The following is a 21,697-nucleotide window of genomic DNA, read 5'->3' on the forward strand; positions in this document are numbered from 1 at the left end:
CGGTGTGTGCATAAAGTTAAACAGAGCCAGAGACATGCGATACCAGCATGTCAGACGGTGCTTCTGCCGGGATAGACCAGAGGGAACGCGGTTTCCTGCGCCTTGAATGGGCCAGGGAACACATGCCTGTGATGGCGAAGGTCAGGGAATCGTTCCAGAGGGAAAGGCCCTTCAGGGGCATGAAGGTTGCAATGGCACTCCACGTGGAGGCCAAGACTGGAATACTTGCACTCCTCTTCAGGGAGGGGGGTGCGGACGTCAGGCTAGCATCCTGCAACCCACTGAGCACAGACGATTCCGTTGTGGCATCCCTGAAAGAGGACTTCGGCCTGTCAGTGTATGCCAGGAGAGGGGAGACGAACGAGGAGTACTACGATTACCTTAACAGGGTTCTCGACATAGGGCCAGACATAGTGGTGGACGACGGCGGTGACCTCGTCCGGCTGCTGCACACGGAAAGGAAGGACATTGATACCGTCATCGGAGGGAACGAGGAAACGACCACCGGAGTGGTGAGGCTCAGGGCCATGGAGAAGAACGGCGTCCTGAGGTTCCCCATGTTCGATGTGAACGACGCAATGATGAAGCACTTCTTCGACAACAGGTACGGAACTGGCCAGAGCACGCTGGACGGCATAATGAACGCCACGAACCTGGTCATAGCCGGGAAAGATGTGGTGGTGGCAGGCTATGGTTTCTGTGGCAAGGGCATTGCCATGAGGATGAGGGGCATGGGCGCCTCGGTGACCGTGACTGAGATAGACCCTGTCAAGGCCGTTGAGGCCATCATGGATGGGTTCAGGGTGGAGAGAATGTCACAGGCGCTGAGGCATGCTGACATTGTGGTTACCGCTACAGGTATGAAGAACGTTGTCCGCTACGACGACCTCCTCCAGGCCAAGCCAGGCCTCATACTTGCCAACTCAGGCCACTTCAACAACGAGATAGAGGTGGACGTCCTGGTGAGTAGGAGCATGGAGAGGAGGAGGGTGCGCGACCATGTTGACATGTTCAGGCTCGAGAACGGCAACAGGGTGTACCTGATATCTGAGGGCAGGCTAGTGAACCTGGCGGCGGGGCAGGGGCACCCCGCGGAGATCATGGACATGAGCTTCGCCATACAGGCCCTCACGGCCAGGTACCTTGCAGAGAACCACCACAGGCTGGAGAGGCGTGTCTACCCGGTGCCCAGGGAGATAGACATGGAGGTGGCCAGGCTCAAGCTGGAGAGCATGGGTGTTGAGATAGACAGGCTTGACAGTGAGCAGGAGAGGTACGCGGAGTCCTGGGAGGAGGGCACATGAGCACCGGCAGGTCTGTGATCCTCATAGTCTTTGACGGCCTTGGCGACAGGCCGAACCCTGCCCTGGGGAACAGGACAGCTCTCCAGGCCGCGTACAGGCCCAACCTGAACAGGATGGCAAGGCTCGGCATTACGGGTCTCCTTGACACAGTCTCTCCCGGAGTTGTGGCCGGTTCCGACACATCGCACCTCTCCCTGCTTGGCTACGACCCAAGGAGGTACTACACGGGCAGGGGCCCCTTCGAGGCCATGGGCCTCGGCATTGAGGTCAGGCCCGGTGACATTGCCTTCAGGGCCAACTTTGCCACAAGGGAAGGCGGCACGATCACGGACAGGAGGGCAGGTAGGATATCATCCGGCACAGAAGAGCTGTCGGAGGTGCTCAACAGGGAGATCGATGGCGTTGAGTTCATATTCCGCCCCGGTGTTGAGCACAGGGGCGCACTGGTCATGAGGGGTGAAGGCCTCTCAGACGCGCTTTCAGATTCAGACCCTCACGACGTGGGAAAGCCACCGAGGGAGGTGGTGGCCCTGGATAAGGGGGCGGAGAGGACGGCATCCGTCCTGAACAGGTACCTTAAGGAGGCCAGGGAGGCGCTCGAAAGGCATCCGGTGAATGTGAGGAGGAGGTCTGAGGGAAAGGGCCCCGCAAATGAACTGCTCGTCAGGGGAGCAGGGAGGGTGCCAGACCTGCCACCTTTCAGGCAGGTACACGGCTTCAGCGGGGCCTGCATCGCGGGCATACCCATGATCACGGGCATATGTGCACTCCTGGGCATGGAGGTCATAAAGGTGGAGGGCGCCACGGGTTCACTGTACACAAACGTGGACGGCAAGATCGCCGCAGCGGTGGAGGCCAGCAGGAGGCACAGGTTCGTGATAGTGAACATAAAGGGCACTGACGTCGCAGGCCATGACAGGAACCCTGTGGAGAAGAAGGGTGTCATCGAGAGGGCGGACAGGGCCATGGGCAGGATCCTGGAGGTGGCAGACAGGGCTGTCATAGCGGTCACAGGCGATCACAGCACACCGTGCAGCACAGGTGAGCACTCCGGGGACCCTGTGCCCCTCCTCGTTTTTTCCCCGGACGGGAGGAGGGACTCCGTGATGTCATTCGACGAGGTGTCCGTGGCAAGGGGTGCGCTGAGGCTAAGGGGCACGGAACTTATCGAGTACCTGAAGCAGGCCGCCGGGCTTTCCGAGAAGTACGGGGCCTGAGCGGGATACATTTAAATATTTTCAGCTTGTTATCTGTCTGACAAACGCATGACCATGGAGGACGGGAGGAAGAGGAGTCCGTATGGCCTCGGCAGGAGCATGAGATCGGGGCGCCAGTTCTCCGGGCTTGAGGCCCCCATGGTTTACTCCCAGGCACAGGGCATTGGCCTCTGCCTGCTCTTCACAGCCCTCCTCATATGGCTCCCGGTGGCGGGCCCGGCGCTGGCAGGCTACCTTTCGGGGCGGAAATCGGGCACAATGGGCAGGGCCCTGGTCTCTTCCCTCGTTACCACCGCGGTTTTTGAAATACTGGCCCTCTCCCTGGCGCCATTCAGGACGGGTGTCCTCCACGTTGCGGGAACATACATCGAAGGCACGCTACTCACACTCTCCACCTCGGGAGTGATCAACGCCTCATCTGTACTGTTTTCCATCCACACGGCCTATGGGCTCCTGAGGTCATTCACAATCTTCGTGCCCTCGGCCCTGATAATACTTAACACCTTCAGCCTCATCGGTGGCCACCACTCCTCGCAGATCAGGAAGGAGAGGATCTACCTCGGTGGGAGGCAGGCAACAACGGTTGCAGGGGAGGCCCCCAGGGAAGACACCGATGACTCCGGAGACAGCCCCTCCTGGTCTTACCTGGAATAACCAAGGCACTTTTAATACTACCCAGGGATAAGGGTCTGCATGATCGACGTCAGGAGCCTGAGGGAGGACCCAAAGCCTTTCTACGATTCCTGCAGGGCCAGGGGATTCGACGTCTCTGTCCTGGACAGCTTCTTCGACCTGGACAGGAGGTGGAGGGAGAACAGCAGGAGGCTTAACGAACTGAAGCACAGCAAGAACGTGATCACCGCGCAGGTGGCCCAGGCTGTGAAATCTGGTGGAGACGCGGAGGCCCTCAGGGAGAAGGTGAAGGGCATTAACGGTGAGATAGAGCAGCTTGAAAGGGAACAGGAGGCCATAGAGAGGGAGAGGGACAGGGTGCTGAGAATGATCCCGAACCTGATACACAGCTCTGTGCCCGTATGCTTCGGTGATGACAACAACGTGGTGGTGAGGAGCTGGGGAGTGGCGAAGGTGTGCAGGGAGGACGAGGGCTACATGAGGGCCAACGGTGGCGGGATGGAGTACGAGATCATAGAGAAGAGGCCCAGGAGCCACGTGGACATACTCCCTGAGCTCAACCTGGTCGACCTGGAGAGGGCAGCGAAGATAGCCGGCAGCCGGTTCTACTTCATAAAGAACAGGCTCCTGAAGCTTGAACTGGCTCTCATAAATTACGCCATTGACTTCCTGTCTGAGAGGGGCTTCAGTGTGGTGGAGCCACCATTCATGCTCAACCTCGAGAGCATGTCCGGCGCAACTGACATAGAGACATTCAGGGACACGCTGTACAAGATAGAGGGTGAAGATCTTTACCTGATATCGACGTCCGAGCATCCCATAGCCTCCATGTTCAGCGGGGAGTTCCTGGAGGAGAGGGACCTGCCCATGAGGGTGGCTGGCCTGTCCGCCTGCTTCAGGCGTGAAGCCGGTTCGCATGGCAAGGACACGAAGGGCATATTCAGGGTGCACCAGTTCAACAAAGTGGAGCAGTTCGTCTTCTGCAGGGAGGACCAGAGCTGGGAGTTCCTTGAGGAGATCCTGAACAACGCCGAGACGATATACAGGAACCTTGGCATACCGTACAGGGTTGTCAACGTCTGTTCCGGGGAGCTAGGAAGGCTGGCTGCAAAGAAGTACGACATAGAGGCCTGGTTCCCCGCGCAGGGCAGGTTCCGTGAGGTGGTCTCGGCCTCCAACGACACAGATTACCAGGCCAGGGCACTCTCCATAAAGTACCGCAGCAGCGAGGGAAACAAGTTCGTGCACACACTGAACAGCACGGCGGTGGCCACCACAAGGACGCTGGTTGCCATAGTCGAGAACTTCCAGCGCGATGACGGAAAGGTGATAGAAGTACCGAAGGTCCTGGTTCCATACACAGGCTTCGACCACATAGGTGAGTAGCTCAGGCTGGCCCAGTGTCTCACTGATTACGGGTAAAAATTCAACAGCATTTTCACTGAACCCAACCAGATCGGCATCCCGCTGCGTGTCACCTTGACCTCTCTGCGTACGCGTTCTTGGCAATGGTAGGTGAGTACTTCTTCCACCTGTCCACTATCGGCAGCTTCTCCTCCACCACCTGGTCCATGACGTTCAGGTACCTGAGAATGCCGACGACGGAGATATCAGCGTCCCTCACCGCTGAGATGAGATCCCTGTTGGTGTTCGTTGAATCTCCGCCGGAAAAGACGCCGGGTATGGACGTCATCCCGTACATGTCGAGTATTGGCTGTCCCTGTGGCGTGAGCCTGAGCTGCCTCATGTACTTCTCACCCATGAAGGAGTAATCGGTCTCCTGGCCCGTCGCCTCTATGACGTAGTCCGCCTTTATCTCAAGCACCTTGTCCTTCTTTGGCACCGGTTTGGCCCTGCCACGGCCCTCCATGACCATCTCGTTCTGCCAGTACCTCACCTTCACGACCCTGCCGTTCTCCTTCACGTACTCGAAGGGCGTGACTTCCCAGATGTAGTGGACACCCTCCTCCAACGACTCCTCCATCTCCTCGTCTGCATTGAGGGACGGGTAACCTGGCCTGTCCACCTCCCTCCTCCTGTACATTATGTAGACGTTCTTGGCCCCGAGCCTCAGGGAGGTCCTTGAGGCATCATTGGCAGTGAAGCCGCCACCGATTATCACCACATTCTCGCCAACATCCGGCCTCTCGCCGAAGCTGACCCTCCTCAGGAACTCTGTGGCGTGCACCACATTGGGCGCGTCGCTCCCTGGCGTGCCGGTCATCCTCGGTTTCTGGTTGCCGACGGCAAGGAATACGGCATCGTAGGTGTTCATTATCTCCTCGAAGGATATGTCCCTGCCCACCTCAGTGTTCAGCCTCACCTCCACGCCGTGAGAGAGGATGAAGCCTATTTCCTTGTCCAGGACGTCCTGTGGCAGCCTGTACCTCGGTATCCCGGTCTTCATGAAGCCGCCCAGTGCGGGCAGCTTCTCGAACACGGTCACCTTGACGCCCTGTATGGAGAGGTAGTATGCCGCAGTGAGGCCTGCCGGGCCTCCGCCTATGACGGCCACCCTTTTGTTTATGAACTTGCGCCTGGGCACATCTATTATCTTCGAGTAGTCGTCGAACTTGTCCGCCGCGTACCTCTTCAGGTGCCTTATCGCCAGCGGGCCGCCTGTGTCGAAGAGGACGCATATGTCCTCGCACATGTGCGTGCAGACCCTGCCTATCACAGCAGGGAATGGAAGGGTCTCGAATATTATCCTCACGGTCTCGGCCGGATCGCCAACTGAAACGTTCCTAATGTAAGCCCCTATATCCAGGCTTGCAGGGCATGCCTGCGTGCAGATGTTGCACCCGAGACACCTGGAAGCCTCGGCAACAGCCTCCTCATCTGTGTAGCCCCTGACTGGTTCAAGCGTGAAACCCTTGAGCCTCTCTGCCGGGTCTTCATGGGTGATCTTCACGCGCTCCAGGTTCAGCATAACTAATTCACCTCAGTAATTTCTCTTCCAGTATTAACATTTGCCCATCACCCAATGATCCTGGGCACCACGATCATTGCGAAGAACAGGTCGAAGAGCACCACCGCGGCTAGGCCTATGTAAAGCGAGTTCTTCTGCTCTATGAAGGTCGCCAGCGAGAACACAACCACGGTTATGGGGGTGAATATGAGCACCCAGAGGCCGAGGGTTATGAAGTAAACGCCGTCCAGGGAGGCTATGCCGGAGAGGATGTGGTTCAGGTATATGTACTTCGAATCAAGGGTGTTGTGGTAGGCTGCCAGCTGGAGGACGGAGAAGCCGTCCGCTCCGTGCCTCGCAAATATAAGGAGCACCCCGAGCAGGATGAGCGTCACGCTCGTTATCACTCCTGCCCTGAGGACGTAGGAGACCACAGTGTCCCTCTCAACCATCAGGTCGTCACCTCCTTCCTCTGGCCCCTCGTGTTTGATAGGTACAGGCCAAGTATCATCACAATCGCGAACACCACCGATATTATGAACTGGATTAATGTGGCTATGCTTATTATGTCCCTTATGTAAAGGCCCTTGAGTACCATCTCAACCCCGAGGAATGAAAGGACGCCGAAGAAGATCCACCTTATGTTCTTGTTCGTCATCCTCACCAGTATCTTTGCACCTATGAAGGCCCCGGTGAGGACGCCTATGGCAGTTGCAGCGGCTATGAAAACCTGTATGTAGCCCTCGTACCAGTATATTGAACTGCCTGTGGCGGCAGTTATGCCGATCATGAAGTTGCTTGTGGTTGTGGTCACCTTCATGGGCAGGTTCATGGCCCAGTCCATGCCCAGCACCTTGAGGGCCCCGCTCCCGATGCCCAGGAGGCCCGATATGGTGCCCGCGAAGAACATGATTATCTCGCCGAGCCACCATCTCACTCCATTGTAATCTACCCTCTTCTTGAGCCTCGCATCGTAGTAGGATCCAGAGAGCTGGAATACCCTCGTTGTCCAGTCAGGGTCCATCTTCTGGGGTATCTCGTACTTACCCTTCTTTATGGTGGGTATAAGGGAGAACAGGAGTACAATGCCAAACACTATGTATATGACCCACTGAAGCGAGTGCCTGTATATGTCAACAGCGAGTATTGAGCCGAAAATGGCGCCAAGCGTCGTTGCGACTTCAAGGCCAACACCCACCTTCACGTTTGTTATCCTGTCCCTGGTGTATGCGCTCGCTGAGCCCGCTGATGTGGCTATCGTCGACACAAGGCTTGCTCCGGTTGCAAAGATTATGGGAACGCCGTAGAAGATCGTGAGGAGAGGGACAAGCACTGTACCCCCTCCCAGGCCAGTGAGGGAACCGAGGAGACCAGCGAAAATACCACCTGCAACTATGCTGATGAACCTGATGATTGCGCCGATGTAAGTCAGCATCAACTGGGTATTCCCTGATTAGATAAATTACTTATTACCTGGTTCACACTTTATATGGACTACTGAAAGTTATTCAATACGCTCCCTGTGGCTGTGCACCCAGAGGTGTTTTTAATTGGATATATTGTAGTTCATTCAATCCTTGGAAGTATACCAACAAGAGAAGCGTTCCAACTTACTAAAACATTTGGGGGCCAGGGCACGTGTGAAATATAAATAGGGACAGTGGATTAACCACATCATGCCAGTAAACATTGAGGAACTGCGCCATGGCCAGGAGCTCCTCAAGAGGGGGTTTGCCAAGATGACCAAGGGTGGCGTCATAATGGACGTCACCAATGCGGAGCAGGCAAGGATAGCAGAGTCCGCAGGCGCTGTGGCGGTTATGGCCCTTGAAAAGGTGCCTGCCGACATAAGGGCGGCCGGCGGAGTGGCGAGGATGGCTGACCCGGAGAAGATAAAGGAGATTATGGACGCGGTTTCGATACCTGTGATGGCCAAGGTGAGAATAGGCCACCTGAGCGAGGGATACATCCTGGAGGCCCTCGGTGTGGACATGCTGGATGAGAGTGAGGTGCTGACCCCGGCTGACCCGTTCTTCCACCTGTACAAGAGGGAGCTGAAGGTGCCGGTTGTGTGTGGGGCCCGGACACTCTCAGAGGCAGTGAGGAGGATATTCGAGGGTGCCGCAATGATAAGGACGAAGGGGGAGGCAGGAACGGGCAACATAATTGAGGCAGTGAGGCACATACGCCTTGTCAACGAGGGAATATCCGTTCTTTCGGAGATGTCCAGTGATGAAATCTCCAGGGTGGCCGAGAACATTGCATCTTCTTACAGCAAGCTGCGCAGGGAGGTCTCGAAGGAGCTGCTGGGGGACGAGGACAAGCTATCCCTCTCCAGGGTCTATTACGGCCTTGACTACGACAGGATCGTGAAGGAAATCCTCTCCATACTGAAGGAGATAAAGAGGCTGAGGAGGTTGCCGGTGGTCAACTTCGCGGCTGGGGGCGTTGCAACGCCAGCGGACGGTGCCCTGATGATGAAGCTGGGCGTCGATGGCGTGTTCGTGGGGAGCGGTATATTCAAGAGCCCCAACCCGGAGAAGATGGCCAGCGCAATAGTGGAGGCTGTGGAGAACTTCGAGGACTACAAGATGATAGGCGAGGTCTCGAAGGGACTCTCCGGAATGCGTGGCACGGACATCTCCACAATACCGCAGGAAATGAGGTTGCAGGAGAGAGGATGGTAAACGACCCCTGATCTGCTCACATCCCTGGTCACCGTAGCGCTGCTCGCAGCGCTGTTCATACTGTCCCTGAAACTGAGCATCTTCGACCTCAAGGGTAGCGTTGCAGCGCTCCTGGTCGGCCTCATAGTCGGTTTCCTGGGATCAATAAGGTGGCTCATACTGCTGATAGTGTTCGCAGTGTCTTCTCACTTCGCTACCAGGGCTTACATGGAATACAAGACGAAGAATAACCTGCAGGAGGGCGCACATGGGGAGAGGAGGGGGTCAAACGTATTCTACGCAGCCCTGGTTGGAACGGTCTTAACACTCTTCAACTTCCTGAGGCCAGCCCACCTCCCCTATTTCACCCTCTTTGCCATCTCGCTGTCAGTGGTGAACGCTGATACGTTTGCAAGCGAAATAGGCGTTATAGACAGGAACGTCTACATGATAACGAACTTCAAGAGGACAGTGCCCGGCGTCAATGGCGGCGTATCCCTGACCGGGGAAATGGCAGCGCTCGGGGGTTCCCTCATTGTAGGCATAGCCTACCTCATCCTGGTTCCAGGCAGGCCAAACCCAGCTTACTTTGCGGCTGTTGTCCTGATGGGCTTCCTGGGGTGCCAGATAGACAGTGTCCTTGGAGCAACCCTGGAAAACCGTGAAAAGCTCACTAAGGGGGAGGTCAACCTTATATCCTCACTCCTCCCTGTCATCATATCTGCACTGATATTCTACTGAACTCAGGTCACCTGTGCCAGGTGTTCTGCATCCAGGGCTTCCCTGAAGTTGCTGAACCTGGCCCTCCTCATGAGGTGGAACTGGAAACCCTTGTTCTCCTCCATGATCGACCTGGCGTCCTCGAGGAACCTTTCCCTGGGCAGGACAATGTCGCAGTTCACGCCTGCCTCTGCCCTTGAGATCCAGAGCCTCCTGGACCTGGACATGGAGAGTGAGCCGCACATGCTGAACCTGTAGCCAGGTGAGAGCCCGAGCATGGAGCCCTCCGATGCGATCACCACGTCACCCAGCATGGCTATTTCGTAACCCTCGTTTATTGCGTCACCGTTGACAATGGTGAACACAGGTTTGTCAAGCCCTATCAGGAGAGATACGAAGGCCCTTATGGCACCCAGATCCACCGACTTCCCCCACTGTATGCCCCTCAAAAAGATGCTGTTCATTCCTGTAAGCGCAAGGGCCCTGACGTCACTGTCGACCGAAGCGATCCCGAGGACAGATATGGCCTCTTTTATTGCATTCTCACTTGCGATGCCTGCGGTATTGCTCCTGAAAACGACTATCCCGATGCTTCCCTCTCTCCAAAAAGAGATGTCGTGGTATCCCACGACCCTAACGTCACTCATGGTAGTTCGCAGCCCTGTAGATCCTGAGGACTATGCCCGCAAGTATCAGGAGCACGCCTAGTCCTATGCCAAACTCGGACTCGTTGGGGACATATGTCGGGTTCAGGCCTGATATGACGTAAGCTATGGCTATCATCGCTATCGCTATGATCGATGTGAGTGCGATGGCTGTGTTCTGGCTCATGTAGTGTACGTTCTTTGGCTTCTTTACGGTCTCCCCCATTGCCATCTCAATCTTCTGCGAGACGTCAGCGCTCTTCATCGTACCGACTGCTGCAAAGACGGTCACTCCGCCGGTGAAGATCGAGCTGACCAGGTTCAGGCCATCAGAGTGTGCGAGGAAAGCCGAGAAGTTCTGGGCGAACTCAAATATGCCCACAGACATGATCATTGCGAATATTATGAACGAGGCCAGCATGCTCCTGGCTCCTACCCTCAGCCTACCCTTCTTGTAGAGCCTGCCAAGGGCCAGCATTCCTCCAACGACTAGGACGAACGGAGGCACAACGACTGCGGCAGTCTCCCAGCCAGGGATCTCCACACCGGGCGCAAGAGCACCCCAGAGTGACAGTATCACAAGGTAGATGATACCTAGTATGCCGAAGGCTGTTACAACTGGCCTGGCAAGCGGGTGGAGGTCGTTGCTGTTGTCTATGAACGGTATTATTATGAAGTAGATGAGAGGGATCACTGCAAACGTGATCGTGGCAGCCAGGGCCTCAAGGCCACCGAATGCCGTGAACATCTCGAAGTCCACTGCCTTGTAGACGAATAGCAGGAACCATGGTGGGTACGGGGGCACGAAGGATGCGAGTGAACTGCTGGGCGATACCTGCGGGAATGGTGAAAAGAGTGCAGGTACATTTGGAAGCAGTGCCACAACTGATGGTATGAGGATTATGATGCCGAACGTCATCAGAGCAAGCTGCACAGTGAACGCCAGGTTGTAAGGGCTCCAGGGCTTGTATGTGGGCTTCTCCTCGTCTATGGCAGGTGCCCTGTACTTCGATTCCTTGTTGGAGGGCATCATTCCGTTTGCCTCTGCCATGAAGAAGTGGAAGCCAAACAGCAGGCCCACCAGAGCGGCCAAAATTATGTGCCATCCCAGCATCCTTATGAAGAGGCCTGTTGTGGTGCCGTTTCCAAAGAAGACGTTCTCAAGCCAGGGGCCTATGACTGGCACAGAGAGTGCAATGCCCCTGCCCACGTCCGTGGCATCCACTGAGAGCACGTCCCCCGTCATGGAGTAGCCGAAGTAACCCACGCCAACGGTCAGGAGGAGGAGTATGACGCCGGTGATCCACTGCAGCTGCCTTGGCTTCTTGTAGGCGCCCATGAAGTAGTTCCTGAACATGTGTATGTAGACAAGTGCTATCATCGCGTATGCACCGTAGAGGTGCGTTGTGAGGAGCAGGGACCCGAATGGCACCTCGTTTATGATCGTCTCAGTGGTAGCGTATGCGTTTGCCGGGTTATAGTAGAGAAGGAGGAGCAGGCCGGTTATGACTTGGTAAATGAAGGCGATCGAGACAAGCGCGCCTGTCCAGTAAAGGAAGCCCCCCTTCTTCCTCATGTAGTCAGGTACGCGCCTAAGCGGGAGGTCCTGTATGTGGAGCGGGTCCTTGCCAAGTATGGTTTCACTAATTCCTCTCTTGGGTATGTCCATCTATCGATTCACCTCACGAAGACGGGGTTCCCAGGTCAGTGACCGTTGTGGTTGTCGTACCCACCGGAAACGGAGTGCCGCCACTCAGGTCTGAGGGCTTGCCGTATATTGTTGGCCCAACCATTGATTTCACGTAAAGGGTATCACTCACAGGGTCCCACTCAAGCACTACGTTGGGCAAAGGCTTGGCCGTGGGCCCGGTCACCACGGCAAAGCCGTGCAGTGGGTCGTATGTGCTACCGTGGCAGTTGCAGTGTATCAGGCCGTTCTTGTATGTGTTCACCAGGCCGGGGTGTCCCGGGATGGGCGTACCCGGTGTGTAATAATGTATGATTGGTGGCACGCAGCCGAGGTGCTCGCAGATTGCACTTGATGCAACGATGTTCTGGTCTGGCCCCACGCCGGGTGCTGACATGAACTTCGCACCCGTCGCAGGTATGGTCACCTCCGTGCTCTCGATCTTTATGGGCTTCCCGCTGGCATCTGCCAGCTTAAGCAGGAAATTTGGCTCACCCTGGAGCGGGTAATCAAAGACGAATATGCTGGGTGAGTTTGTCGGGAAGTCTGCTGTCTTCAGAGGTACAGGGATGGAGCTGGTTGAATTCGGAGGCACCCAGTAGAGCTGCATCGTCGGGAACGAGGTTATGCCAGCCACCGGTGTCTTCACGTTCTGCAGCACTGCCTTAACAGCTCCGCCTGCCGCTGCAATCACGGATACAGCAACCATTACCTTGAGAAAATTCCTCTTGCCCTCGTCAACAGGTTCATCATCCGACGGCATCGTCTAGAGATTGTAACACTACTTATAATAATTTTCCAGATTGTGCCTTGCCCGACTATGGAGCGCAACGGGGGCAGGCCAGGGCTGGAGCACTTTCTCCCCTCCTATCACAGGCAAAGGTATTTTAAAAGCATAACTATGCAGCATCCAGGTAAAGGGCCTGTAGTCTAGTGGTCATGATGTCGCCCTTACAAGGCGGAGGTCACCGGTTCGAACCCGGTCAGGCCCATTGGGTTCACTGGTCTCAGTTTCTAATCAAAGGTACCGAACCTTCCAGGTGGCTTGGCGAAGAAGAGGTTCTCCATAACTGAATCCCTAGGCAGTGAGCTTATCCTGTCATCCAGTTCCCTAAGGAACCTGTCCCTGGTGGCTCTATCCACATCCAGGCCGAGGTTCTGCATCATCCTCATGAGACCACCAACGGCCACCTGGTAGCCGTAAAAGTAATGCAGTGCCCTTCCGACCCTCTTCCTTATCTTCTTCAGGTAGGCCTCTCCGGCAAGCATAGTACCGCCCAGGACACTCACGTCTCCGCTTCCTTGCACCCCGGAGGAGTGCAGTAGCGACGCTATGTATCCAGAGGCCTCCTCGAGCACCTTGTCAGCCTCCCTGTTCCCCATCCTGGCGATGTCCACAAGGCCCGGGGCAAGAGCAGCTATCCTTCTCTTAGAAAAGTTCCTCTGGGCCTCCGATATGGCGTCCCTCAGTGGCAGGCCATAGTGGCCCTCGACGAGCCTCACGAAGTCCCGGCTCTCCATTATCCCGTCTGCCTCCCTGGTCGCCAGGTTAAGTGCCCTCAGGCCGAACCAGTACCCGGAGGCCTCGTCACCGCACAGCCAGCCCCAACCTGCGAGCCTTTTGAGCTCCCCATCCTTTTGCACAAAGCAGACGCTGCCTGTGCCACCGGCGAAGACAAAACCGTCGCTGCTCATGTTGGCCAGGAAGTACGCGGCTGACCCGTCATTCTCGACAATGAAAGGCCTTCCTCCTGAGACCCTGCTGCATATCCTTTTCCCTGTCTCCGTGTCCTTCTGGGAATCACCAACACCCGCGAGGCCGAAATAAAAATGCCTGACCGGATTCGAACTAATACCGGCCATTTCCAGGGCCTTTAATATGTTCTGTACTGCAACCTCTTCCGGAACGCTCGTGAAGTTAGACGGCCCGGATACGCCGCATGAGACTATGCTGTCCTCAGATTCGTCATAGAGAATGGCAACGGTTTTTGTGGCCCCGCCATCCACAGAAACAAGCATGGGGTGGGTAAGGTATAGTGTTTATTGATTTTTTCACTTCTGGACAACGAGGCTCACATGGGTCAGTGCATTCAGGTTCGTGTACTCATTCTCAACCACAATGGTCAGGTTGTACGTCCCGTTGGAGGCAAAGGCGTAAGCCTCAGGGTTGACACTGAAAGTGAGTATGTACGAGTAGCTGTCTGGAGCCCTCAGTGGGACCGAGGAGGACTTGGGGTAGATCGTTGTGGATGTGGACGATGTCAGGTTTATCAGCTGAGTCACGGTGAAGTTTCCTGAGCCGTTTGCCTGCGCCTCTATCGCTGGCGGAAGGTCGTAGATGTAAACTGTTGCGTCGGTGGTCGTGAAGTTGACCGTTATGTTGAAAGTGTCCTTGTAGTCTGTGCTGTTGATCGTGATATTGGTGGGGCTAACTGCAGTGATGTTGAGCACTTGCTGCTGTGAGCTGTAGTTGATGGCTGAGGCAGCGGCATGCCCTATTCCTATACCCACGGCCACCACAACAATAGCCAGAATGGCAGCCAACCATCCCTTCAATCACACCACCTCAGCGTCTCATTCGGAATGCGGCCCTGCATCGTGATCTGGACATGATTGAAAAAGTGGTTAAAAAATTTCTCCACCCCGCATCTCACATAGGCTTCCTGATCACGTGGAAAGAATCCTTCTTCTTCACGAAGTCTGCGATTGCATGGGCAGCCGCCACCGCCTCGACGCCGCCGGATATGTATATGAGCGGAATCACCAGGGCGTTGTACCACCACTCTATCCTCATGTGCTTCGTGACGTACCTGTTGATCCTGAAGCCTTCCAGGTACATCCACAGCTGGTACGCCATAGTGAACGCCCACAGAGGCACGAGCCACGGTATGTCAGGCACAACCTGGACACCGAACAGCATGGAGGCCACAACCACTATGACCGCATACTGGAAAGGACTCACAGCGTAGGATATTGTGTAGAGCACCATGGGTATCTTGACCTTGGGCCTCAGCTTGTTCGAGAATACAAGCTGCAGGAAACCGGAGTACCAGCGCCTCCTCTGTTTTATGAAGTCGTAGATCGTTGGAGGCGAGGCCCCGTAGACAAAGGAGTTGAGGAACTTGCTCTTTCCAGGGTATAACTGTGAGAATACCAGGCCAAAGTAAGAGTCTTCGAGCCTGTTGACACCGAAGTCCCACCCGATCCTGTTCTCCACAGACGACCTCACAAGGAGGTGTTCACCGTGCAGTCCGGCCAGGGGCCTACCCAGTATGCCGGTGAAGAAGTGGAACCTGGTCAGGTCGTCAGAGGGCCTTATAGAATCAGCGACCCTTGCTATCCATGACTTTGAGAGGTCGTATGGGAAGCTCAGGACACCCTGTGCCAGGTGATAACTTACTCCGTCGTCCTCGCTTATGAACTGCGCTATGGACTTTATGGTATCTGCCCCAACAGCGGTGTCGTCGTCGAGGTGGTATATGAACACATCGTCCCTGGCCAGCCCCTCTCTTTCCCTTACAATCCTTGCGTATTCCAGTGCCCTGGCCTTATTCTTTGCCCCGTTCCTGCACCTGAACCCTGAAGGCACGGTGACAAGGTTGATCGAATCCCCGAAAGTCCTGAGGAGCGTCGGAATTCCCTCTGATCCCTCATCCACGACCACATCGATCCTGAACCTATCCAGGTGGAGCGGCGCGAATGTGAGGATCGACTGTATCACCCTGGAAAGTGCGGGGAGCACATCCATGCTCCCGACGGATGGTATGGTGAACACCACCAGTTTCGAGACCCTACCTTCGAACCTCGGTGTGGCATAGCGGCTCGCACCGAATGCCCCCACGGTTCCTATGACAGCGGCAGGGAAGTAGAGGGACCATATGAACCCTACAAAGTAGCTCCCCCTACCTATGAAAGCGTGCTGAACGGAGTAGTAGAGCACAGGGACACTTACCAGGAAGATTATGAGGAGGTGTAGCATGTTCCCCTTCTTGAAGTCCCTGTTCCCTCTCCTTCTATTACCAAACATCTCTCCGGTCGATGTCTTTGATTCGGAGGTTATTAATAACAATTTATGCCTAGGTGGTGATATAATCCAAACTGTGTATATGTCACGATAAATTATTTTTAGTTTAATTTTTATACATTTCCCGAGGTTACCACAGCCCTTCTCCTGTTTTTACACATTGAAAAAGTATTTTATTGGGAAGAATTACAGGCTAGATCGAGTTGCAACCGGACTGGGATACATATTTCATGAGGATGGCCTTCTTGGCCGCATCCAGGTCAAACTGTGTGCGGAGGAAGGTCGGGGCAGTGATCGTGAAGGACCGGAACGTTCTGGCCACAGGGTACAACGGGCCGCCATCAGGGTCTGCCCACTGCGATGTTGCTGGGTGTGTCAGGAACATAATGGACATAAAATCGGGGGAGCGGCATGAGCTCTGCCGCGGACTGCATGCAGAGCAGAACGCGATAATACAGGCTGCGGTGCATGGGGTGAGCATAAAGGATGCCGTGATATATGTCACCACGCATCCCTGCGTGGTATGTGCGAAGATGCTCATCAACGCCCACATCAGGGAGATCGTTTACGCTGAGGGGTACCCTGACGACCTCTCGGAGCTCATGCTGATAGAGAGCGATATGTCGACCAGGCAGTTCAGCCTTCCAAAGAGTGAAGTGCGTGCCATGCTGGGTGAGATCCCTCCAGAACTGAGTGGTGAGGACTGATGGGGATAGTCGTTGAGGTTGTGAACCTGATCCTCTCGATAATCCAGACGATAGGATACCCGGGGATATTTGGCCTGATGCTGCTCGAGGGCATGCTGCTCCCGATACCCTCGGAGGTTGTGATGCTATTCGGAGGCTACCTGGTGGTTTCGGGCGGGCTGCCCGCTTACATGAACGTGCCGGCCTTTGCCCTGCTTGTCCTTGCGGGTACTCTGGGCAACCTGGTGGGAGCCTACATAGCCTATGCCATCGGGAGGTACGGCGGGATACCTCTGATAATGAAGTTCGGAAAATACGTGGCGCTGGACGAGAAATCTGTAAGGAGGACGGAGGAGTGGTTCAGGAAGTACGGGCCTGCGTCTGTTTTCTTCACAAGGCTCGTGCCGGTGTTCAGGACATTCATATCCATACCTGCGGGAATAGGTGAGATGGATCTGAAGAAGTTCCTCGGGCTGAGCTTTGCCGGTTCACTCATCTGGGACATAGTGCTGGTATACCTGGGCATGAAGCTCGGGAGGAGCTGGGAAGTGGCTGTGAACTTCTTTGACAAGTACACATACGTTGCTGTGGTGGCAGCTGTCCTTGTGATACTCTATATAGCCTACACCAAGTACAGGTCTCTGAGGAGGGGTGCTGGAAACTAGTTCCAGTACCTTAAACAATGCTTCACCCGCTACTTTCTTCGCAGGAGTACCTGCTCCTCGCAGTTCCCTGGTATGTGAAACCAAAGCAACAGCGCACTTACTTCCTTTCCTGGCTTGCACCATCGTAGGTGGCTGCCACCCTGCAATTCCGAACCGGGCTTGCATGCCCGTGGTGCCCGGAAGGGAGACGCTATAATGGGCCAACCCTGCGCTTTCCACCGGTCAATTAGCCTACATTGCTATTTTTAGATCACGCCGAGGAGGCACATCAGGCAATTGGTGCCAAAATGTGGGTTTTTAAAATATGTTTTAGGGGACAATGAAGGAAAGCAGAAAGATTACGAAACCTATCCCGGCCATCACCTCAACGGTCAGTTCAGTTATGTGTGCAAACTTGAGGAGCAGGCCTGCGAGCTCTATGACAAAGAGGCCCGTGAAGAATAGTGGGTATCTTGCCCTGCTGTTCATTATGCTCTTCATTCACCTCACCTCAGTGTATCAGGATTATGTTGGGGAACATGTGGACGCCCAGTGCCCTTATGTAAAGGTCCACGAATATCAGGAGCGAAAGGCTCGTCCAGGCCAGTGCCTCGTGGTGCCTGTTGAGGGCTGACTGGAACCTGAAGAATCCCCACCTTGCGGAGCTCCTCGGCTGGGACTGGTTGAACACGCAACCGAAGCACTCAGCCCCTCCTGCAGTCACGTGCCTGAGAGAGTGGCAAGAGAACGTGTAGAGTGTGACGAAGATCGCGTTTATTAGCAGTATGATTGAGCCGAGGGACAGCTCTGCGAAGCCCTTGTAGGTTATCGATACGTAGACGTCGTAGAAGAAGAATGGTATTATGGGCCATGAGGCGTACATGAAATACCTGTGCACGTTCTCAACCCTGAAGAACCTGGTCTCCCCGTTGTACTTCCTCTTTGTGTTCTCGTGCCTCACGTCTGCCCTGCAGGCCATGGGGTGGCTGAATATGTGCCTGTGGTAGTCCTTCCTGTAAGCGTAGCATGTGAGCCTGAAGAGACCCACAATGGGGAGCACCAGAACGGTTGGGGAATAGAAGGGATCGATGAGGCCATCAGTCTCCCTTACGGGGAACTGCGTGAGCAGGTAAATGGCCAGTATGACGACAAGGATAAAGGACCATATCCTCCAGTTGGGCTCCCTGAATTCGGCAGGTATCAGGCTCGTGTCGTGGGTTTCAGCGTTTATCGTCACCACGCTTTCCTTTCCCTCTTTGTTGGCTATCATGCTACAGTCTCACCTCTCTTCTTCATCAACCTCCTCTTTATGGCGTGCATGAGGGGGTCATACTGCAGGTCCACTGCCCTCTCCTTCTCTGGTATTATTGCATTGTCGGTGATATGTATGTGCTCAGGGCACACCTCCTGGCAGCACTTTGTTATGTTGCAGTACCCCAGGCCTCCCTCCTCGTTCAGGAACTTCGCCCTGTTCACTATGTCAAGTGGGTGCATGTCAAGGGATGCCGCCTTCACTATGTGCCTGGGGCCGAAGTAGCCGGACTTGTGCTCCCTCACCACGTGGCAGACGTCCTGGCACAGGAAGCACTCTATGCACTTCTTGAACTCCTTTGCCCTCTCCACGTTGATCTGCTGTATCCTCCACACATCCTGGTGCTTCTTTCCCTCGGCCTCAGGGTTCATTAATTCCTTCCTGACGGTGAACTTCGGTATCTTGCTCATTATCCTGTAGTTCTCGTCCACGTCTGTAACGAGGTCTCTTATCACGGGAAACGCCCTCATGGGAGCAACGGTTATCCTGTCTCCGAGTGTGTCGATCCTGGTCTTGCACATGAGGGCGGGCCTGTTGTTGATCTCCGCAGAGCACGAGCCACACCTGGCCGCCTTGCAGTTCCACCTTATGGCCAGCGTTGTGTCTATCTTCTCCTGGACGTACCTGACAGCATCGAGGACAACCATCCCCTCAACCGTTGGCACCTTGTAGTCCACGAACCTGCCCTCTTTGTCCTTTTCAGGGTCGAACCTGAAAATGGACAGCGTCACCTCTCTGTCCGCCATTACTGGTACACCTCCGGCTTCACCAGCTTCTTCAGCTCCTCTGGCATTTCAGGAACCGGCACAGTGTCCATCTTCATGGTATCGCCCTCCTTCCACAGGATTATGTTCTTGAGCCAGTTCCTGTCCTTCTTCGGGTAGTCCTTCCTGGTGTGTGCGCCGCGGCTCTCTGTCCTCATTATTGCGCTCCTCACTATGGCCTCGGCAGCTATGAGCATGTTGCCTAACTCCAGGGCCGTGAAGAGACCGTGGTTGTACTTGCGCCCGCCTGGCACAGAGACCTTCTTGTACTCCTCCTTGAGCTCCAGTATCTTCTGGAGGGCACTTTCCAGGTCCGGCCCATTCCTCACTATGCCGACCTTGTTGGACATGGTCTCCGTGAGCTCGTCCACCAGGAGGTACGGGTTCACGCCTCCGGGCTTTAGGTAGGAGAGGACCCTGTTGATCTCCTCCTGCACCTCAGAGTCTTCTATTTCTGCAATCTTCTTGTCGCTTGCATACTTGGCCGCAGCCTCTCCGCTCCTTTTCCCGAAGACAAGGATATCGGCCAGTGAATTACCGCCGAGCCTGTTTGCCCCGTGCAGCCCGCATGCGACCTCTCCGGCAGCAAAGAGGCCAGGCACGTTGGTTGCGGTTGTGTCCGGGTCGACCCTTACACCCCCCATCTGGTAGTGCACCGTCGGCGCTACCTCCATCTTCTCCTTCGTTATGTCGACGCCGGCAAAGTCCAGGAACTGCTGGTACATTCCTGGGAGCTTCTGCTTTATGAACGCAGCGCCCTTGTAGGATATGTCCAGGTAGACGCCGCCGTGGGGTGTCCCCCTGCCCTCGATGATCTCGTTGTAATTTGCCCTGGCCACCACATCCCTGGCGTCCAGCTCTTTCTTCTCAGGCGAGTACCTGAGCATGAACCTCTCTCCCTTGGAGTTGTAGAGGATACCACCCTCTCCCCTGACACCCTCTGTGACCAGCAGTCCCCTAACGCCAGGGGGATAGACCATGCCTGTCGGGTGGAACTGTATCATCTCCATGTCCTGGAGTATGGCGCCTGCGTTGTAGGCCAGACCTATGCCATCGCCTGTGGACTCCCAGGAGTTGGAGGTGACCTTGTAGACCCTGCCACAGCCGCCCGTGGCCAGTATTGTGGCCTTGGCCCTGAAGAGTATGAACTCCCCTGTGTGCATCTCTATTCCTATCGCTCCCACCACAGCATTGTCCTTCTTCACAAGCTTCGTTATGTATATCTCGTCAAGCGCGGTGACGTCCCTGTGCAGTATCTGATCTTCCAGTGTCCTGAGCATCTCCAGGCCAGTCTTGTCACCCACGTGGCATAGCCTTCTCTTGCTGTGGCCTCCAAAGGCCCTTTGCAGTATCCTGCCATCAGGGGTCCTGTCGAAGAGCGCCCCGTAGCTCTCCAGCTCGTAGACCCTATCTGGCGCCTCCTTTGCCAGGATCTCTGCCATCCTCCAGTTCGACAGGTACACGCCCTCCTCTATTATGTCTGCGAAGTGCACCTGCCAGTTGTCGTCTGGATCGACGTTGCCCAGCGCAGCGGCAATGCCCCCCTCTGCCATCACCGTGTGGGCCTTGCCCAGCAGGGACTTGGACACCATTATGACCTTTGCGCCCATCTCACTGGCGGCAAGCGCTGCCCTCATTCCAGCGCCACCGGCACCTATTACAAGGACATCACAGTCCATCTTCTTGTAGTCCATAAAAAAGACCTCCAGCAACACACATCCGACCCGTCACCGGATGGATTGACCGGAACCCAAGGTGGGATCCATTCCAGGATCCGGATCCTGACTGTATCATTGACTGGTGGGTATCCCCCTATTTTTTAAAAAGTTTTCATGGACGGACATACGGGGTACATAAACATGAGAAATGTTTATATAGTGGTAGGCAATATCAGGTTGGTAACTGAAGGTTACCAACTGGAGGTGGTAAAGATGGTTGGAAGGAGGAACAGGGACATGGACGACTGGGACGACGACTTCTTCGACGACTTCTTCAGCGACTTCGGCATCGACATAAACAAGATAAATGAGAGGATGAAGAGGATATGGGACAGGCTGCTCAGGGACCCGGATGTCAGGACTTACGGCCCCTATGTGTACGGCTTCACGTACAAGGTAGGGCCAGACGGCAGGCCTGTGTTCGAGGAGTTCGGCAACCTCCCGGGGATGAGGGTACCTGGGCTAGGCCAGCCAGTTGAGAAGGACGTCAGGGAGCCTATAACTGACCTGAACGTGGACAGGGACAAGGTCTATGTGACTTACGAGCTGCCCGGGGTAGCCAAGGAGAACATCAAGCTCAATGTGACGGAGAACAACATAACGCTCGATGTCAGGGAGGGCCCGAGGAAGTACTTCAAGAGCATGGACTTCGACTTCAAGCTGAAGCCCAACACTGCCAGGGCAAAGTTCACCAACGGCATACTGGACGTGACTGTGGAGAAGGAAGGCGGCTCCACAGGCAGCGGCAGGACAGTGACCATAGAGTGATC

The 21,697-nt window shown here is 55.3% G+C and carries 22 protein-coding genes and 1 tRNA gene; 10 read left to right on the top strand and 13 right to left on the bottom strand.

Annotated elements, in window-relative coordinates; genetic code table 11:
• Positions 1-47 precede the first annotated feature (47 nt).
• Genes IEW66_RS04815 through serS form a run of 4 tightly spaced genes read left to right on the top strand, consistent with a single transcriptional unit; the run spans position 48 to position 4,540 of the window.
• Positions 48-1,304: an adenosylhomocysteinase gene (locus IEW66_RS04815; RefSeq protein WP_188680758.1), complete on the top strand. Its 1,257-nt coding sequence runs from the start codon at positions 48-50 to the stop codon at positions 1,302-1,304.
• Complete coding sequence (locus IEW66_RS04820) at positions 1,301-2,521, top strand: 2,3-bisphosphoglycerate-independent phosphoglycerate mutase (protein ID WP_188680761.1); 1,221 nt, start codon at positions 1,301-1,303, stop codon at positions 2,519-2,521. Before IEW66_RS04815 ends, IEW66_RS04820 begins: the two co-directional genes overlap by 4 nt.
• 48 nt (positions 2,522-2,569) lie before the next feature.
• Positions 2,570-3,175 carry a hypothetical protein gene (locus IEW66_RS04825; protein ID WP_194446413.1) on the top strand — a complete coding sequence of 202 codons (606 nt, stop codon included), beginning with the start codon at positions 2,570-2,572 and terminating at the stop codon, positions 3,173-3,175.
• Between the two features lie 39 nt (positions 3,176-3,214).
• The gene (serS, locus tag IEW66_RS04830; RefSeq protein WP_188680764.1) at positions 3,215-4,540 is read left to right on the top strand and encodes a serine--tRNA ligase; all 1,326 of its coding nucleotides are present in this window, start codon (positions 3,215-3,217) and stop codon (positions 4,538-4,540) included.
• Positions 4,541-4,628: 88 nt separating this feature from the next.
• On the opposite strand, the gene IEW66_RS04835 is transcribed toward serS, so the two are convergent.
• From IEW66_RS04835 to IEW66_RS04845, 3 genes are read right to left on the bottom strand one after another with little or no spacing between them, the layout of a single operon-like run.
• Entirely contained in the window at positions 4,629-6,083 is a 1,455-nt protein-coding gene (locus tag IEW66_RS04835; protein ID WP_188680767.1) for an FAD-dependent oxidoreductase, read from the bottom strand.
• A gap of 47 nt (positions 6,084-6,130) precedes the next feature.
• Positions 6,131-6,514: a DUF1634 domain-containing protein gene (locus IEW66_RS04840; RefSeq protein ID WP_188680769.1), complete on the bottom strand. Its 384-nt coding sequence runs from the start codon at positions 6,512-6,514 to the stop codon at positions 6,131-6,133.
• Positions 6,514-7,497, bottom strand: coding sequence for a sulfite exporter TauE/SafE family protein (locus tag IEW66_RS04845; RefSeq protein ID WP_188680771.1), 984 nt, complete (start codon positions 7,495-7,497; stop codon positions 6,514-6,516). The genes IEW66_RS04840 and IEW66_RS04845 overlap by 1 nt, the downstream gene beginning before the upstream one ends.
• A 241-nt stretch (positions 7,498-7,738) precedes the next feature.
• Here IEW66_RS04845 and pdxS point away from each other — a divergent pair, with 241 nt between their 5' ends.
• Positions 7,739-8,749 carry a pyridoxal 5'-phosphate synthase lyase subunit PdxS gene (gene pdxS / locus IEW66_RS04850; protein WP_188680773.1) on the top strand — a complete coding sequence of 337 codons (1,011 nt, stop codon included), beginning with the start codon at positions 7,739-7,741 and terminating at the stop codon, positions 8,747-8,749.
• A 51-nt stretch (positions 8,750-8,800) separates the two neighbouring features.
• Positions 8,801-9,469 (top strand): DUF92 domain-containing protein, encoded by a 669-nt coding sequence (locus IEW66_RS04855; RefSeq protein ID WP_306789767.1) that lies wholly within the window; start codon positions 8,801-8,803, stop codon positions 9,467-9,469.
• A 2-nt stretch (positions 9,470-9,471) separates the two neighbouring features.
• Here the strand turns inward: IEW66_RS04855 and IEW66_RS04860 are convergent, their stop codons facing one another.
• Genes IEW66_RS04860 through IEW66_RS04870 form a run of 3 tightly spaced genes read right to left on the bottom strand, consistent with a single transcriptional unit; the run spans position 9,472 to position 12,542 of the window.
• The gene (locus IEW66_RS04860) at positions 9,472-10,095 is read right to left on the bottom strand and encodes an enoyl-CoA hydratase/isomerase family protein (RefSeq protein WP_188680775.1); all 624 of its coding nucleotides are present in this window, start codon (positions 10,093-10,095) and stop codon (positions 9,472-9,474) included.
• The gene (locus IEW66_RS04865; RefSeq protein ID WP_188680777.1) at positions 10,088-11,761 is read right to left on the bottom strand and encodes a cytochrome b; all 1,674 of its coding nucleotides are present in this window, start codon (positions 11,759-11,761) and stop codon (positions 10,088-10,090) included. Before IEW66_RS04865 ends, IEW66_RS04860 begins: the two co-directional genes overlap by 8 nt.
• A 13-nt stretch (positions 11,762-11,774) precedes the next feature.
• Positions 11,775-12,542: a Rieske 2Fe-2S domain-containing protein gene (locus tag IEW66_RS04870; RefSeq protein ID WP_188680779.1), complete on the bottom strand. Its 768-nt coding sequence runs from the start codon at positions 12,540-12,542 to the stop codon at positions 11,775-11,777.
• 156 nt (positions 12,543-12,698) lie between these two features.
• Between IEW66_RS04870 and IEW66_RS04875 the strand changes: the two genes are divergently transcribed.
• Positions 12,699-12,771, top strand: a tRNA-Val gene (locus IEW66_RS04875).
• Positions 12,772-12,793: 22 nt separating this feature from the next.
• On the opposite strand, the gene IEW66_RS04880 is transcribed toward IEW66_RS04875, so the two are convergent.
• The 3 genes from IEW66_RS04880 to IEW66_RS04890 all read right to left on the bottom strand — a co-directional run bounded on the left by IEW66_RS04880 (position 12,794) and on the right by IEW66_RS04890 (position 15,806).
• Entirely contained in the window at positions 12,794-13,798 is a 1,005-nt protein-coding gene (locus tag IEW66_RS04880) for a BadF/BadG/BcrA/BcrD ATPase family protein (RefSeq protein ID WP_188680781.1), read from the bottom strand.
• A gap of 33 nt (positions 13,799-13,831) precedes the next feature.
• Positions 13,832-14,335, bottom strand: coding sequence for a hypothetical protein (locus tag IEW66_RS04885; protein WP_188680783.1), 504 nt, complete (start codon positions 14,333-14,335; stop codon positions 13,832-13,834).
• 94 nt (positions 14,336-14,429) lie between these two features.
• Entirely contained in the window at positions 14,430-15,806 is a 1,377-nt protein-coding gene (locus IEW66_RS04890; RefSeq protein ID WP_188680785.1) for a glycosyltransferase family 2 protein, read from the bottom strand.
• Between the two features lie 200 nt (positions 15,807-16,006).
• Here IEW66_RS04890 and IEW66_RS04895 point away from each other — a divergent pair, with 200 nt between their 5' ends.
• Together IEW66_RS04895 and IEW66_RS04900 are read left to right on the top strand one after the other, a co-directional pair.
• Positions 16,007-16,510, top strand: a complete 504-nt coding sequence (locus IEW66_RS04895) for a deoxycytidylate deaminase (RefSeq protein ID WP_188680788.1) — start codon at positions 16,007-16,009, stop codon at positions 16,508-16,510.
• Entirely contained in the window at positions 16,510-17,154 is a 645-nt protein-coding gene (locus IEW66_RS04900) for a DedA family protein (protein ID WP_188680790.1), read from the top strand. Before IEW66_RS04895 ends, IEW66_RS04900 begins: the two co-directional genes overlap by 1 nt.
• Positions 17,155-17,463: 309 nt before the next feature.
• On the opposite strand, the gene IEW66_RS04905 is transcribed toward IEW66_RS04900, so the two are convergent.
• From IEW66_RS04905 to IEW66_RS04920, 4 genes are read right to left on the bottom strand one after another with little or no spacing between them, the layout of a single operon-like run.
• On the bottom strand, positions 17,464-17,634 hold the full coding sequence (locus IEW66_RS04905) for a hypothetical protein (protein WP_171823337.1): 171 nt from the start codon (positions 17,632-17,634) through the stop codon (positions 17,464-17,466).
• Between the two features lie 10 nt (positions 17,635-17,644).
• Positions 17,645-18,403: a hypothetical protein gene (locus IEW66_RS04910; RefSeq protein WP_188680792.1), complete on the bottom strand. Its 759-nt coding sequence runs from the start codon at positions 18,401-18,403 to the stop codon at positions 17,645-17,647.
• Positions 18,400-19,191 (bottom strand): succinate dehydrogenase/fumarate reductase iron-sulfur subunit, encoded by a 792-nt coding sequence (locus IEW66_RS04915; protein WP_188680794.1) that lies wholly within the window; start codon positions 19,189-19,191, stop codon positions 18,400-18,402. Before IEW66_RS04915 ends, IEW66_RS04910 begins: the two co-directional genes overlap by 4 nt.
• Positions 19,191-20,903: an FAD-binding protein gene (locus tag IEW66_RS04920; RefSeq protein ID WP_188680796.1), complete on the bottom strand. Its 1,713-nt coding sequence runs from the start codon at positions 20,901-20,903 to the stop codon at positions 19,191-19,193. The genes IEW66_RS04915 and IEW66_RS04920 overlap by 1 nt, the downstream gene beginning before the upstream one ends.
• 237 nt (positions 20,904-21,140) lie before the next feature.
• Here IEW66_RS04920 and hsp20 point away from each other — a divergent pair, with 237 nt between their 5' ends.
• A complete protein-coding gene (gene hsp20 / locus IEW66_RS04925) occupies positions 21,141-21,695 on the top strand; it encodes an archaeal heat shock protein Hsp20 (protein WP_188680798.1) in 555 nt (184 codons plus the stop codon).
• Positions 21,696-21,697 lie beyond the last annotated feature (2 nt).

It is taken from the genome of Thermogymnomonas acidicola (genome assembly GCF_014646795.1).
Taxonomy (GTDB): Archaea; Thermoplasmatota; Thermoplasmata; order Thermoplasmatales; family Thermoplasmataceae; genus Thermogymnomonas; species Thermogymnomonas acidicola.